This is a genomic window from Sorangium sp. So ce394 (assembly GCF_051474665.1).
Lineage (GTDB): Bacteria > Myxococcota_A > Polyangia > Polyangiales > Polyangiaceae > Sorangium > Sorangium cellulosum_D.
In genome coordinates this window covers 894,538-908,990 of the sequence record NZ_CP150339.1, presented here as the reverse complement: position 1 = coordinate 908,990, position 14,453 = coordinate 894,538, and the positions used below count along the sequence as shown (strand labels likewise).

Sequence of the window (14,453 nt, the reverse complement as noted above, 5' to 3'; positions counted from 1 at the left end):
AGCTCACCTCCAACGTCGATGAAAATGCATCCGCGTACGAGGTAGCGAGTGCATCTGTCGTATCGACATGCATTCGACAGGCCAGCTCGGCTCATGTCCGCCCATTGCACACGGCCGCGGCGAGCGCGCTCCCGAGCGAGGGAGCCGGCCCGTCCGGGCCGGAGGAGGCGCCGGGGCCGATCGCCGGGGCCCCGCCGCGCCGCCGCCCGGGGCCCCGCGCGCCGGCAAACGCGGCCCGCGGGCGGCGTTTGCCGGCGCGCGGGGCCGCGCTTGCCAGCGCGCTCGGACATGGCCTACAAGGCGGGCCCCTGAAGGAGATCTCATGTACCGTCGCAGCTTCATCGCGGCCGCGCTGCTCGGCGCCGCGGCCCTCGTCGGGTGCGCGCCGAGCTGGCGCGTCGTGACCCAGGCGAGCCCCGCTCCGTTCGTGGGCCAGCGGTATTTCGCCCTGATGCCCATCGACTTCGTGGGCCTCCAGATCATCGACCAGTCCGAGGACCGGTACCTCGCCGGCAAGGACGGGGACGACTACCAGCGCTTCATGGCCGACAAGGACTCCATCAACGAGGAGTTCGCGAAGGCCCTGGTCGAAGACGCCAAGGAGGAGGGTATCGAGGTCGCGGAGGCCGCCGGCACGACCTCGGCGCCGTTCGTGCTCAAGCCCTATGTCGGCTACATGAACCCCGGCTTCTACGCGGTCGTCTCCTCGGCTCCCAGCCAGATCCGGCTGACCTTGCGGATCACGACGCGGGACGGCAAGGTGCTCGACGAGGTCCAGTTCTCGAGCCGCACGCCGTCGCCGATCCCGAACACGGCCCTGAGCGCGGCCGACGCGGACAAGCTGACGATGGGCGGCCGCTGGCGCGAAGACGCGCGCGTGATCGGCGCCTACGCGGCCCGCTACCTCGCGTCGCGCGTCGACCCCTAGCGCGCGCCGCGGCGGCCGCCGCCCGCTTCACAGCAGGATCCCGCGGAGCAGGAGCTCGGCCACGCTGAAGTAGATCACGAGCCCGGAGACGTCGACGAGGGTCGCGACGAACGGCGCCGAGGCGCTCGCCGGGTCGAAGCGGAGCGCCCGGAGCGCGAACGGCAGGAGCGCGCCCGCCAGCGTGCCCCACGTCACGACGCCGACCAGGCTGATGGCCACGGTCAGCGCGAGCAGCACGTAGTGCCGCCCGTAGGCCCCGAAGAGCTGCTCCCAGGCGAGGACGCGCAGGAAGCCGATCCCGCCGAGGATGCCGCCGAGCAGGAGGCCCGACGCGAGCTCCCGGCGGCTGACGCGGAAGAAATCGCCGATCCGGATCTCGCCGAGCGCCATCGCCCGGATGACCAGCGTCGTCGCCTGAGATCCGGAGTTGCCCCCGCTCGAGATGATGAGCGGCACGAAGAGGGCCAGCACGACCGCGCGGGCGATCTCGTCCTCGTAGTGCCCCATCGCGGTGGCGGTGAGGAGCTCGCCCACGAACAGCGCGGAGAGCCAGCCCGCGCGCTTGCCGAGCATCTTGAAGAGCGGGGTCCGGAGGTACGGCGCGTCGAGCGCCTGCATGCCGCCGAGCTTCTGGATGTCCTCGGTCGCCTCCTCCTCCACGACGTCCACGATGTCGTCGGCGGTGACGATCCCCTTCATGCGGCCCTCGCCGTCGACGACGGGGATCGCCACGAGATCGTGCTCCGCGAAGCGCCGCGCGACCGCCTCCTGGTCGGCGTCCTCGTTGACCGAGACGACGTCGGTCTTCATGACGTCGCTGATCCGGAGGTGGCCGGGCGCGATCATGAGCTGCCTCAGCGACACCACGCCGCGCAGCCGCTGCTCGGCGTCGAGCACATAACCGTAGTAGACGGTCTCGAGGTGATCCCGGGCCTGCCGCTTGAGGTAGCTGATCGCCTCGTCGACCGTCGCCTCCGGCCGCACGCGCGCGAACCACGGGCTCATGAGCCCGCCGGCCTCGTCCTCCGCGTAGGCGAGGAGGGCGCTCACCTCCCGGCGCGTCGGCTCGTCGAGCAGCGAGAGGAGCTCTTCCTGCGCGGCCGGGCACACCTCGAGGAGGATGTCCGCCACGTCGTCGGGCGCGAGCAGGCGGAGCCACAGCCTCCGCTCGCCCTTGGTGAGGGCGGCGAGGAGCGCGGCCTGGTCGGCGGTGGGGAGGCCCTGGAAGAAATCCTCCGCCTCCTCGCGCCGCAGGCGGCGATAGGCCTGCACCCGCTCCTCGTTCTCCAGGGCCGGCCACGACACGGACAGCTCGGCGGCCGAGAGCGTCTCGTTCGCCTGGATGGGCGGGCGTTCCATCATCGCCTCACCTCGTCGAGCGCCTGGCCCGCCCCGTCGGCGTCGCCCGGCAGAAGGTGCTCAGTCAGAGGGGCTGAGCGGCAAGCTCGACCCTCGATCCACGGTGATCAGCCGGTTAGCAACGCGCGCGCCACGGCCGCGCTGGCCGCGCCGCCCGCCTGCGCCAGCGGCCAGCGCTACGCGTCAGCGCTCCGCCTGGGGCGGCCCAATCGCCCTCCGGCGCATTCCGATATCCTCGAATTTTTCCTCGGCCAATCAAACCGTGTCGACACGCGGAGTTCGGTTTGACAGAAGCCCGCCGCGACGACTAGGATGGAAGCGCTTTCCTTCGGCTTGTCTTGCAATATGAAATCTTCGCCTGAGGCTGTCACGATGAACTCCGGCGCTCGGCCGACGGTGCGCATGGAGGAGGTGGCCCGGCACGCCGGGGTGTCGCCGGCGACGGTCAGCCGGGTCCTGAACGATCGGGGCAAGTGCAGCGCGAAGACGCGCGAGCGGGTGCTCGCCGCGATACGCGATCTCGGCTACGTGGCGAACGCGGCCGCGAGGAGCCTCGCGCAGGGCCGGACAGGCTCGCTCGGCTTTCTCCTGCCCACCATCGGCACCGAGTTCATGTCGAGCTTCCTCCAGGTCGTCGCGAGCGCGGCCACCGAGGAGGGGTATGATCTCCTCATCGCGTTGCGCTCGGAGAGCTCGCTGCGTCGGATGCTCGGCCGGCACAACACCGATGGCGTCCTGATCTTCGGCTCCGCGATGGGCGAGGCGAGCCTGAGGCGGCTCGCGGCCGAGGGGTTCCCGGCGCTCCTCGTCTATCGAACGCCGCCGCCGGGCCTCTCGTTGCCGAGCATCGCCATCGACAACGAGGCGGGCGTGCGGGAGTCGGTCGAGCACCTGATCCAGGCGCACGGCCGGCGTCGCGTCGCGTTCCTGCGGGGCCCCGCGGGGAACGAGGACGCGGGGCGGCGCGAGGAGGCGTATCGGGCGACCCTCGTGCGCCACGGCCTCCCGGTCGATCCGCGCCTCTGCCGCAGCGGGCTCAGCGCCGAGGAGGCGCGCGCCTCGACGATGGCGTGGCTCCGCGAGCAGGCGCCGTTCGACGCGGTCGTCGGCTGGTGCGACGCCGCCGCGATCGGCGCGATGGATGCGCTGCGGAGCGAGGGTCGGAGCGTCCCCGCCGACGTGTCGGTGGTGGGGTTCGACGACATCGGCCCCGCGCGGCACCTCGATCCGGCGCTCACCACGGTCCGCCCGCCGACGGAGCTCGTCGCGAGGCTCGCCGTCCGGGAGCTCGTGCGGCTCGTCCAGAGCGGCCAGCGCGGCGCCGAGGAGCCGCAGCCGCGGCTGGCCGTCGAGCTCGTCCTCCGTCGCTCCTGCGGCTGCTCGCGCTGACGAGCGCCGCTCCCGCGGCGGCTCGCGCCGGCGCGCGCCGCTCCCGCGGCTCTGCGCTCACGCGGGCGCGGGCAGGCCGAGCGGATCGACCCCGAAGCGGCGCAGGAGGCGGCAGAGCGGGACGAGCGGCAGCCCCACGATGGCGGTCTCGTCGGCGTGGCGCACGTCGTCGAACAGCCACGGCCCGTGCTTCTCGAAGAGGTACCCGCCCGCGCTGCCGATCGGCCGATCCAGCGCGACGTAGCGCTGGATCTGCGCGCGGTCGAGCGGCCGGACGCGGAGCTCCACCGTGACGACCTCGGTCAGCGTCCGCGGCTCCCCGGGCGCGAGCGGCAGCCCCGGCGGCGCGTGCACCGCGACGGCGGTGTGGAGGGCGTGGACGCGCCCGGCGAGCCGACCGAGCTGGTCCGCCGCCTCGTCGAGCGACGCCGGCTTGCGGAGGAGCTCGCCGTCGAGATCGAGCGCCTGGTCGGCGCCGATGATGAGGGCGCCCTCGTGCGCGGCCGCGAGGCTCAGCGCCTTCCCCTCCGCGAAAGCGCGGGCGCAGGCGACGGGCGGCAGCCCCTCGGGCGCGATCTCGTCGAACGCCGGCCGGGCGGCCTCGTACGCGAGCCCGAGGCGATCGAGGAGCGCCCTCCGGAAAGGAGACGTGGAGGCGAGGACAATCCGGAACATGGCCGGATCCATGGCACGGAACGACGCCCGTGCCGAGGGGGACCGGCTCCCCTGCCCCGCGCGCCGCTCGAACGTCGCCGACTGCATTCATTCCATCGAATCTGCCTGCGGACACGGAGAGTCAGCAATGGCCAAAACCCCGGGGATCCGCGAAAGAACGGCGTACATTGACCGCCGTAAGGTGTCGCCTGAATTACCCATCATGCATTTCATTAAAAAGCAGCTTGCAATTCGACTCCTCAGGACGTGAGATTGCGGCGATGCAGCAACTCAATACAAGACACCTCGTCACGCTCTCTCTCGTCGCGCCGGGCATCGGGCTCTCGGTGCTGCTCGCGGCCTCGCCGGCGAGCGGAGCGACGTACGAGGTGGGTCGAGGCAAGCCGTATTCGAGCCTCGCGGAGATCGCCCCTCGCCTCGCTGCCGGGGATGTGGTCGAGGTCCAGGGCGACGCGACCTATCCAGGGGACGTGATCTTCAAGAAATCCGGCACCGAAGCGCAGAAGATCACCATCCGCGGCGTCCGCGTGAACGGCCGCCGCCCCGTCCTGTCCGGAGGGACGAACACGGTGGTCTTCGGTGGCAATCATTACACCTTCGAAGGATTCGAGATCACCGGCGGCGCGAGCCGCTGCGTGTTCAACCGCGCGCACGACGTCACCGTCCGCGACGCGGTGGTGCACGATTGCCCTGGCCACGGCATCCTGGGCGCCGACTCCGAGTCGGGCTCGTTCACGCTGGAGTACGTCGAGGTCTACGCGTGCGGCTCCGGCGACACCAGGCACCCCATCTACATCGCGACCGACGAGGAGACGCGCCTCGGCTCGGTGTTCCGCATGCGGCATTGCTATGTCCACGACGGCAACGGCGGCAACAACGTGAAGAGCCGCGCCGAGCGGAACGAGATCTATTACAACTGGATCGAGGGCGCGAAATACCACGAGATCGAGCTCATCGGGCCCGACGGCCAGGACGAGGGGCTCGCGCGCGAGGACTCGGACGTGGTCGGCAACGTCTTCGTCAAGACGGGACAGCACTTCGTCGCGCGCGTCGGGGGCGACGGGACGGGGCAGACGTTCGGCCGCTTCCGGTTCGTCAACAACACGTTCCTGCTCGCCCCCGGCTCGAGGCCGGCGATCCGGATGTACGACGGCATCGAGAGCGTCGAGATGAGCAACAACGTGTTTTATCGGCGCGGCGGCGGCGGCGTGGAGGTCTACGTCGACAGGTCGGCGAGCTGGGTGACGGGGGCGGCGCTCATCGCGGGCGCGAACAACTGGGTCCCGTCCGGCTCTTCGGCCATCCCCGCGGCGTGGACAGGCACGCTGCAGGGCGCCGATCCCGGGTTCGCCGACGTCGGCTCGATGGACCTCCGCCCGTCGGCGGGCAGCCCGCTCGTCGACGCCGGCGCCCGGTGGACGCCGAGCCCGGCCGGGCACCCGTTCCCGAGCCCGCTCGCCGCGCCGCGGTTCGCCCCCGCCAGGGGCGTGCGCGCGGCCAGCGGAGCGCCGCAGCGGCCGACCGCGGGCGCGATCGACATCGGCGCCTACGAGTTCGGGCCCGGCCTCGCCGACGCGACGATCGCCATGAGGGCTGCCGCCGCCGACAGCGGCGCCGCGGCCGAGAGCGACGGCGCGGACAGCGATGACACCGGCGGCGACGGCGCGGAGATCGACAGCGGCGCCGCGGACGGCGCGGACGCCGAAGACCGCGCCGCGGCCGCCGACGAGGAGGCCCTCGAGCGCGCCGGCGCGTGCAGCGTCAGCGGCGCGCTCGCAGGCGCCCCGCTCGCCGGCTCGGGCGCGGCCGCCGCCGCGGCGACCGCGCTCCTCGGCGCCGCCCTCCGGCGCCGCGGCCGCCGCCAGAGGGCGTGACCCGCAGCGCGGGCGCTCACGCCACGAGCGCGCGCAGGAAGCGCCGCGCCGCGGCCGGATCGGGCAGCTGAAACGCCGCGGAGCTCTCCCCGCCGCCCACGTGGACGGTCAGGGCCGTCGGGGGGAGCGCCGCGAACAGATCCTCGTCCGTCCGGTCGTCGCCGAGCGCGACGACCATCGCCTCGGGCGGCACCGTCGCCAGCACCCGCGGCACGATCGCCCCCTTGTTCACGCCGCGCAGCCGCACCTCCAGCACCTTCCGGCCGGGGATCAGCTCGAGATCGCGCTCGCGCAGCACCTCCTCGAGCTTCGCGGGCACCTCGCGCGCCATCTGGCTGGCGAGCTCCGGGTCGGCCGACCGGTAGTGCCACGCGATCGACGCCACCTTCTCCTCGATGAAGCTGCCCGCCGTGCGGTCGACGAACCCCTGGAGGATGTCGCGGACCCGCGGCTTCCAGTCGAGCGACGCCTCGCGGAGCGCGACCCAGGGCTCGCCGGGGGCCGCGCGGGAGAAGAACCCGTGCTCCGCGTGCAGGCTGATGGGCAGCTCGCCCAGCCAGCGCTCGAGATCCTCGCGCGGCCGGCCGCTCACCACGTGCACCTGCGTCCGCGGGCGCGCCGCGAGCTCGCGCAGATCCGCGATGAGCTCCTCGTCCGGCGGCGCGAGCTCGGGCATCGCCGCGAGCGGGACGAGCGTGCCGTCGTAGTCGAGCATCACGACCAGCGAGGGGGCGCTGCGGGCGCTCGCGATCGTGTTCAGCTGGGGCGCGTCGGTGCGCCGCCGGACCGCCCCGACCTCCGGCGCCGCGCTGCACGCGCGCTCGAGTTCGTTCAGGAAGCCGTGCGCCCAGCGGTGCACGTCGTGCGTGACGACGCGGCGCCGGAGCGCCTGCATCCGGACGCGCTGCTCGGACGGCGGCATGACGAGCGCCCGCTTGATCGTCGCGGCCACCGAGTCGATGTCGTACGGGTTGATCGGGAGCGCCTCGATCAGCTCGGCGGCCGCGCCCGCGAACTCGCTCAGCACGAGGGCGCCGGTGTCGTCGATCCGCGAGGCCACGTACTCCTTGCAGACCAGGTTCATCCCGTCGCGCAGCGGCGTCACCATCATCACGTCGGCCGCGAGGTAGAGCGCGACGACCTCGGACATGGGCATCGACCGGTGCAGGAAGTGGATCGGGACGTCGTCGAGCGTCGCGTAGCTGCCGTTGATGCGGCCGACGAGCTCGTTCACGGTGCGCCGGAAGTCGGCGTAGGCGTCCACCTTCTCGCGCGTCGGCACCGCGAGCTGGATGAACCGGACCTTGCTCCGGAGCTCGGGCTCGCGCTCGAGGAAGCGCTCGATCGCGAGCATGCGCCGCGGGATCCCCTTCGTGTAGTCGAGCCGATCGATGCCGAGCACGATCTTCCGCCCCTGGGCGCGCTCGCGGATGCGCCGCGCCTCGGCGCGGACCTCCTCGTCCCGGGCGAGCCGCACGAACTCGTCGACGTCGATGCTGATCGGGTGGACGCCGAGCCGCACCTTGCGCCCCTCGACCGCGAGCGTCTCGAGGTCGGGATCGAGGCCGAGCACGCGCGCGGCGGAGTAGACGAAGTGGTACCGATACGACGCCGTGTGAAACCCGACGACGTCCGCGCCGAGCATGCCGCGCAGCACCTGCTCGCGCCACGGCAGGCTCCGGAAGACCTCGGCCGCGGGGAACGGGATGTGCAGGAAGAAGCCGATCCGCGCGTCCGGGATGCGCTGGCGCAGCATCGCCGGCACGAGCGTGAGCTGGTAGTCGTGGATCCAGACGCGGTCGCCGGGCCTGTGCTGCGCGACGATCGCCTCGGTGAAGCGCTCGTTCACCTCGCGGTAGGTCTCCCAGTCGCGCCGGGCGTCGAGGTGGACCTTCTCGGTCAGGTAGTGGAACAGCGGCCACAGCACGCCGTTCGAGAAGCCGTCGTAATAGCGCCTCACCTCGGCCGGCGTGAGGTGCACCGGGACGGTGCCGAGCTGCCGGAGCTGCTCCTCGAGCGCCGCGCGCTGCGCCGCGCCGAGGCGCGAGACGTCGCCCGGCCAGCCCAGCCACAGGCCGCCGTGGCGCTCGTGGGGGCTCCGCATCGCGGTGACCAGGCCGCCCGCCGACGGGACGACGGAGACGTCGCCCTGATCGACGTGGACGGTCACGGGGAGGCGGTTCGAGACGATGAGCAGGCGGGACATGCGCGAGCGAAAAAGCTAGCGCATGGCGACGGCACCGCGCCCTCGCGGCGGCGCGAATCCAGGACGAGCCGATACGGATCGTAGGGCTCGTCCTGAACGTCAGCGGTCGATCCGGATCGGGGGCGCCGTGTTCTCGGGGGTGGAGGGCTTCGTCGTGGGCGGAGGCGCGGCCGGGCGAACGGTGCGGCCCCAGTTCCTCTTGCTGCCCGAGGTGGAGGGCTCCTCCGTCTTCGCCGGCGCCGCCACTTGCGCGAGCCTCGCGACGGTCTGGACGGACATCTCGGACGGCCCCTGCACGATGGAGTAGGGCTGGAAGCCTTCCTTCTGCAGCGTCAGCCGGCGCGGCGCCGCGCGCACCTGCTCGTTCTCGATCGAGAGCTGGAGCGGCGTGAGCCCGAGCGACTTGCCGTCCTCGAGGACCTCGGCGCCCGGCGGGATCGACTCGATGATGAGCATGAACGACGGCGCGCCCTTGTGATCGGTCGGCGTAGTCGCCGGCGGGGGCGCGGCGGCGGGCGGGGGATCGGTCGTGGCCTCGCTCTGCGCGGGGCTGCGGGTCAGCACGAACACGACCGCCGCCACGACGACGGCGCCGATGGCGGCGAGGATCGCCGCCTTGCGTCCGCCGCCGGGGCGCGCCTCCTGCGCGCCCGCGGCGCCCTTCGACGCGTCCGCCGTGGTCGCCGCCGAGACGCCCGTGCCGACGCCGGAGGTGCGGCCGCTCGCCTCGTCGTCGGTCGACGGCGCCGGGAGCGTCACGGCCTCCTTGAGCGCCTGCACGGTCGACGAGCGCGACGAGATCTGCACGCCGGGCAGCGACTCGAACGAGGTGATCTGCGTGCCGCCGAAGGCGGTCGTCACGCCCATGCCGCGGGCGCACTCGCCGAGGCCCTGGATGAGCGCGTCCATCGTCGCGGGCCGCCCGTCCGGATCCTTCGCCAGACAGCGCATCACGAGCGCCTCGAGCGGCTCCGGGATGTCGACGTCCGGGTTCCGATCCTTCATGCGCGGCACCGGCTGCTGGAGGTGCGCCATCAGGATCTGGATCGACTTCTCGGACTCGAACGGGACCTTCCCGCAGAGCATCTGGTAGAGGATCACGCCCAGCGAGTAGATGTCGGTCCTGAGATCGACCTTGCCGTGCGAGATCTGCTCGGGCGACATGAAGCGGGGCGATCCGAGGAACGCGCCCTGCTGCGTGAGCTCCTCCGAGTCGTCGCCGAGCTGCTTCACCAGGCCGAAGTCGAGGATCTTGACCGCCTCCTCCGAGTCCTCGTTGGAGACGAGCATGACGTTCGACGGCTTGAGGTCGCGGTGGACGACGCCGTGCTTGTGCGCCTCGCGCAGCCCGCGCGCGATCTGCCGCGCGATGCGCATCGCCTCGGGCGGCGGCAGGCGCCCCTGCCGGCGCACGCGCCGGAAGAGCGTCTCGCCCTCGAGGAACTCCATCGCCATGAAGAACCGGTCCTGATCGTCGGCCTCGATGCGGCCGTAGTCGAAGACGGTGACGATGTTCGGGTGCTGGAGGCGCGCGAGGATGCTCGCTTCGAGGAAGAAGCGCTTGTGGAAGTTCGGGTCGAGCTGCCGCGACGCCTGGTTTGGGATCAGGACCTTGATCGCCACCGGGCGCCCGAGCGGGATCTGCTCGCCGCGATAGATCGTGCCCATGCCGCCGGTCGCGAGCATGGACAGGATCTTGAACTTGCCGTTGAGCACCTTTCCGAGCAACGGATCGATCGGCTCGCTGCGCGCTACTTCATCGACGACGTTTTCGTTGGCACTCATATGAACTCCGTCGCCTTCCCCGTGCGGGCGCGGGCGAGCCCTCCCCTCGGTAACGATGCCTCGCGATGCGTGAGCTTGGACCTCATGATCGTGGGGGGCGTCGGTGCGTGGGGCCGTCGGGGCAGTCTAAACGGAAGAAAAGTCCTTGGCGACCTTTCCTCGATCGCCCCGTCCGCGAGGCCGAGTGTCCCCTGCCGGGGGCCCTTCCGGAAGCCCTGCCCGAGGCCGGGCGGGAGGCGCTGCACCATGCGCCGAGCGCCATAGCCCCGATCGACGAGGACCGCCAGTTGCTGGCACCGAGCGTCTGCATCCCACCTGCGCACCACGAGACCCTGCGAGCAGATTACACTGCTCCGCGCCGGCGCAACGCTCTTCCGATCGTCCCCGCCTCGCGGCGCCGCCGCGGGCGCCGGACGTCCCTGCCGGCCCTCTCGCCCCGGCGGGTGGGGACGAGGTAGTAGAGAAGGATGCGACCCGATCGCGCCCTGCGGCGCTGGTGGAGGGGGAGAGAGTACCGGCGCCTACTCGACCAGGCGGCGTCCGAGCTGGCCGGCTCCCGCCACGCCGAGGCGGAGGCGACGTGCGCCCGGGCGATCGCCATCGCCGAGGAGATCTACGGCCCCGGGGACGCCGAGCTCACGGGGCCGCTCTACGCGCTGAGCTCGGCGCAGCTCGCGCAGGGGCGGCTCTCCGAGGCGCGCGCGAGCTCCGCCAGGGCGATCGCCATCGCCGAGGCGGCGGGGGCGGGCGCGGACCCGCCGCTGCCGAGGCTGCTCGAGCAGCTCGCCGCCATCCTGGAGCGCGAGGGGGCGGCCGAGGACGTCGAGGCGCTGTTCCGCCGGATGCTGGCGGGCTACGACCGGATGCGCGACCCCGATCCGCTCGAGCTGTCCGCGCTGCTCAACCGGCTCGGCCTGCTGCTCGGCCGGAAGGGGGCGCGCGCCGAGGCGGCGCCGCTCTTCCAGCGGGCGGTCGCGCTGCGCGAGGGGGCGCTCGGCGCCCGCCACCCGCTCGTCGCGGAGGCGCTTTACAACGCGGCCACGTTCTTCGAGGAGGACCGCCCGGCGGCCGAGCGGGAGGCGATGCTCCGGAGGGCGCTCGAGATCGCCGAGGCGGACCCCGCCGTGGAGGGGGCGCTGCGCGCGTCGATCCTCCACAACCTGGGCGCCGCGCGGGAGGCGCTCGGGGACGCGGCCGAGGCGGCGGCGCTGTACGAGCGCGCGCTCGCCGCGCGGGAGGCGAGCGTCGGGGACGCCCACCCGTCGCTCCGGCCGACGCTGGTCCGGCTCGCGCAGGTCCACCACGCCGCCGGGCGGCCCTCCGCGGCGCTGCCGCTCTACGAGCGGGCGCTCCGGCTGGCCGAGGCGGAGCTCGGGTCGGATCACCCGGTGGCCGGGGCGATCAATGCCTGGATGGACGAGGCGCGGAGCCGGAGCTGACGGGGGTGGCCGCGCTCAGGGCGAGGGCGGCGCGGGGTCGCCGCCCTCGCGCCAGCGCTCGACGAGCTCGGGGAGGACGGTCGAGGCCATCTGGAGCAGGTGCGCCATGTGGTGCTCCGGCGTGTTGCCGCGGAACCCGCGGACGCGGAGCTCGCCCACGGTCGCCTCGGTGGTCGGGATCATCTGCTTCTCGAGCTTCTTCGAGACGGCGCCCTCGGCCGCGCGCAGGCGCAGGTGCGGCGGGGCAGAGAGCGCGGGCGACCGCTCGACGGGGTGCCCGGCCGCGGCGCCGAGCAGGTAGTTGGCCGTCGCGCTGGAGCTGGCGTACGCGATCGGGTCGATCTCCGAGTGCGTGATCGTGAACAGCACCTGCCCCGCGGCGGCGAGCTGCGCGGCGCGCGCGAACGAGGCGAGCTGGAGGGTGTTGAGCCCGCTCGGGTGGTCCGGGACGAAGCCGCAGTGGATGCCGTCCGTGACGAGGATCGCGTCGAGCGCGTCGATGCCGCGGCGGAGCTCCAGGATCTTCGCGATCGCGCCGTAGCCCGCGCTCCACGAGGAGAGCGCGAGCCGGCGGAGGCGCGGGGTCGGCAGGCCGCGCTGCGCGAGCGCCCGGTCGATGTCCGCGAGCAGGCTCTCGTAGACGCCCGGCTGCGCGTAGAGCTCCTCGTAGGCGCCCGAGCCGATGCCCAGGTTGATGACGGCGACCGCGGCGTTCAGCCCGGCGACCTCGGCGCTCTCGCGGACGAGCTGGGTGTTGCCGTGGAAATGGATCACGAGATCGTAGCTCGATCCGGTGGGCCTGAACGTCTCGGGCGTGAAGAGCACGCCGCCGCGGATCGACGCGTAGCCGTCGTGCCGGATCTCGGGCGGCGGCGTCGCCCCCTGCCAGCGCGCGAACACCTCGGGCGCGACGAGCACCCTGGCCGCGGCGCCCTCGGCCACGGAGCGCGAGGCGAGGAGCAGGGCGCGGCTGACGGGCGTCATGGCGCGGAAGGCCTCGCCGTTGACCGGCATCCTCGCGGCGATCCCGCGCGCGGTGAGGAAGACGACGGCGATCACGGTCGCCGCCGCGAGGACGAACGCGCCGAGCGCGCGCCACGTGCGGGCGCGGCGCTCGCGCGGCGACGGCGCGGAGAAGGAGCCGTACGGCCCGACCCCGGCGAGGTGGAGCGGCGCCCCCGACGGCGCGGGATCGACGAGGCCGGGCGCGAACCCCGGCGGGAGCGGGCCGGGCTCGGCGCCGAGGGGCGGCGGATCGAAGAGCAGCCCTTGCTCCAGCGGACCGGACGCCGCGCCGAGGAGCGGCGTGTCGAGGGGGAGACCGCGATCCGGGGAACCCTGGACCACGGTGACGGGCGGCGGCGTGGGCGTCGTCGAGAGGTCCGCAGGCGACCTGCCAGCGCTCACGTTTCCCTTCATTTTGATACGCCTCCTCACATCGGGGACGTAGCGCTCGGCCTTCGTTGCCAGGCGCTGCTTCTGTTCGGTGAGCGCGTTGCACGTGCGGCGCCGCGCTGCGTTTCTGCTCCTGCCATGAGCCTGGAAGGCGCCGTGGCAGCGGGAGGATCGACCAGCACGGCCACAAGCTCAAGCGGCAACCGTGCCGTGCGCGCAGATTTAAGCGTGACCGTAATACGATGTGCCCTGCTGGATCACGCATGGGTGAGCCCGCCGGGCGGCGAAGCGGGGGAGCGAGAGCGATGTGCTCGCGGCGGCGCGGGTGAGGTGCGCGCCGTGAACAGAGCACGGCGGCGATGAAACGCGCACTTGCACCCCTTCCCGTCAGCCAGCAAGGTGCTCGCGCTTGTTCCCCCGTGAGGCCCGTTTTCTGCTCGCAGCGACGCTGCTCCACGCTGCCATCCCGTGGCTCTCGCGGATCGCGGACCGCCCGGCGCCGGCGCTCGTGGCCCGATCGAGCGGCGCTTACCCCGAGGTGGAAATCGAGGTGGAGCCCGTCGCGCCGCTCGCTCCGCGGCAGGACGAGCCGCGCGCTCCGGACGGGGCGCGGCCGCGCGAGGACGCGGCGCCGGCCCTCGCGCGGACGGCGCGCCGCGATCGCCGCGGGCCGGAGGCGCCCGCGCCGCCGGAGGCGCCGGTCGAGCCGCGGGAGGGCCCCGCCGCGGCCCCGGCGCCGGCGCCGCCTTCCGAGTACGACGGTCCGCCGAGCGCCGAGGCGCCACCGGGCGTGGCGGGGCTCGGCGGCGTGCCGGTGTGGCAGCTGCCCGGCGTGCTGCCGGACCGCGCGCCGCCGCCGCCGGCGCCGACCGCGCCCCCCGCGCAGCGCGAGGTGCCGATGGACAGGGGCGGCGAGGTGCTGCGCGAGGCGATGCGCGATCGGGACAAGACGCTGGGGCTGGATCTGCCCGCCGCCGGCACGGTCGCTTCCGTGGTGGCGGACGCGGTGCGCGCCGCCGAGACGCCCGAGACGGCGCGCGCGGTGTTCGAGGTGCAGCTGAGCGGCGCCGGCGCGGTGCTCGGGGTGCGCGCGCTGTCGTCGACGGCCGGAGCCGCCGCGCTCTGGGCGCGGGTGGCACGCGAGGCGGCGGCGCAGCTCGCCGGGCGCGTCCTCGCGATGACCGCCGCGTTCGCCAAGGGCGCGAAGGTCTACGTGACGGTGAGCTCGTCGGTGAAGATGCCGAGCGGCGCCACGGCGGGCGGGATCCACCACCAGGGCGCGGGCTTCGGGTTCGACGTGGCCGACATCGGCGCGGGGCGCCACCGCCTGGTCCAGTCGAGCTTCCGCGTCGAGGCGATCGACTGAGGCGCGCGGGGGGGCGGGCGCTCGGCGGCCGGCGCGC

The 14,453-nt window shown here is 73.2% G+C and carries 10 protein-coding genes; 5 read left to right on the top strand and 5 right to left on the bottom strand.

Annotated features, from left to right (window positions below; genetic code table 11):
- Positions 1 to 322: 322 nt before the first annotated feature.
- Positions 323 to 928, top strand: coding sequence for a hypothetical protein (locus WMF33_RS03445; RefSeq protein WP_437335795.1), 606 nt, complete (start codon positions 323 to 325; stop codon positions 926 to 928).
- 27 nt (positions 929 to 955) lie between these two features.
- On the opposite strand, the gene mgtE is transcribed toward WMF33_RS03445, so the two are convergent.
- A complete protein-coding gene (gene mgtE, locus WMF33_RS03440) occupies positions 956 to 2,290 on the bottom strand; it encodes a magnesium transporter (protein WP_437335794.1) in 1,335 nt (444 codons plus the stop codon).
- 369 nt (positions 2,291 to 2,659) lie between these two features.
- Between mgtE and WMF33_RS03435 the strand changes: the two genes are divergently transcribed.
- The gene (locus tag WMF33_RS03435; RefSeq protein ID WP_437335793.1) at positions 2,660 to 3,676 is read left to right on the top strand and encodes a LacI family DNA-binding transcriptional regulator; all 1,017 of its coding nucleotides are present in this window, start codon (positions 2,660 to 2,662) and stop codon (positions 3,674 to 3,676) included.
- 57 nt (positions 3,677 to 3,733) lie between these two features.
- Here WMF33_RS03435 and WMF33_RS03430 read toward each other — a convergent pair whose 3' ends face one another.
- Complete coding sequence (locus WMF33_RS03430) at positions 3,734 to 4,351, bottom strand: Maf family protein (protein WP_437335792.1); 618 nt, start codon at positions 4,349 to 4,351, stop codon at positions 3,734 to 3,736.
- A 326-nt stretch (positions 4,352 to 4,677) separates the two neighbouring features.
- Here WMF33_RS03430 and WMF33_RS03425 point away from each other — a divergent pair, with 326 nt between their 5' ends.
- Positions 4,678 to 6,225 (top strand): right-handed parallel beta-helix repeat-containing protein, encoded by a 1,548-nt coding sequence (locus WMF33_RS03425; RefSeq protein ID WP_437335791.1) that lies wholly within the window; start codon positions 4,678 to 4,680, stop codon positions 6,223 to 6,225.
- Positions 6,226 to 6,241: 16 nt separating this feature from the next.
- On the opposite strand, the gene WMF33_RS03420 is transcribed toward WMF33_RS03425, so the two are convergent.
- Positions 6,242 to 8,431: a bifunctional alpha,alpha-trehalose-phosphate synthase (UDP-forming)/trehalose-phosphatase gene (locus tag WMF33_RS03420; RefSeq protein ID WP_437335790.1), complete on the bottom strand. Its 2,190-nt coding sequence runs from the start codon at positions 8,429 to 8,431 to the stop codon at positions 6,242 to 6,244.
- Positions 8,432 to 8,530: 99 nt separating this feature from the next.
- Positions 8,531 to 10,216, bottom strand: a complete 1,686-nt coding sequence (locus WMF33_RS03415; RefSeq protein ID WP_437335789.1) for a serine/threonine protein kinase — start codon at positions 10,214 to 10,216, stop codon at positions 8,531 to 8,533.
- Positions 10,217 to 10,683: 467 nt separating this feature from the next.
- Between WMF33_RS03415 and WMF33_RS03410 the strand changes: the two genes are divergently transcribed.
- Positions 10,684 to 11,655: a tetratricopeptide repeat protein gene (locus tag WMF33_RS03410; protein ID WP_437335788.1), complete on the top strand. Its 972-nt coding sequence runs from the start codon at positions 10,684 to 10,686 to the stop codon at positions 11,653 to 11,655.
- A 15-nt stretch (positions 11,656 to 11,670) separates the two neighbouring features.
- Here the strand turns inward: WMF33_RS03410 and WMF33_RS03405 are convergent, their stop codons facing one another.
- Positions 11,671 to 13,062 carry a hypothetical protein gene (locus tag WMF33_RS03405; RefSeq protein WP_437335787.1) on the bottom strand — a complete coding sequence of 464 codons (1,392 nt, stop codon included), beginning with the start codon at positions 13,060 to 13,062 and terminating at the stop codon, positions 11,671 to 11,673.
- Between the two features lie 397 nt (positions 13,063 to 13,459).
- On the opposite strand from WMF33_RS03405, the gene WMF33_RS03400 reads away from it, so the two are divergent.
- On the top strand, positions 13,460 to 14,416 hold the full coding sequence (locus WMF33_RS03400) for a hypothetical protein (protein ID WP_437335786.1): 957 nt from the start codon (positions 13,460 to 13,462) through the stop codon (positions 14,414 to 14,416).
- Positions 14,417 to 14,453: the final 37 nt, after the last annotated feature.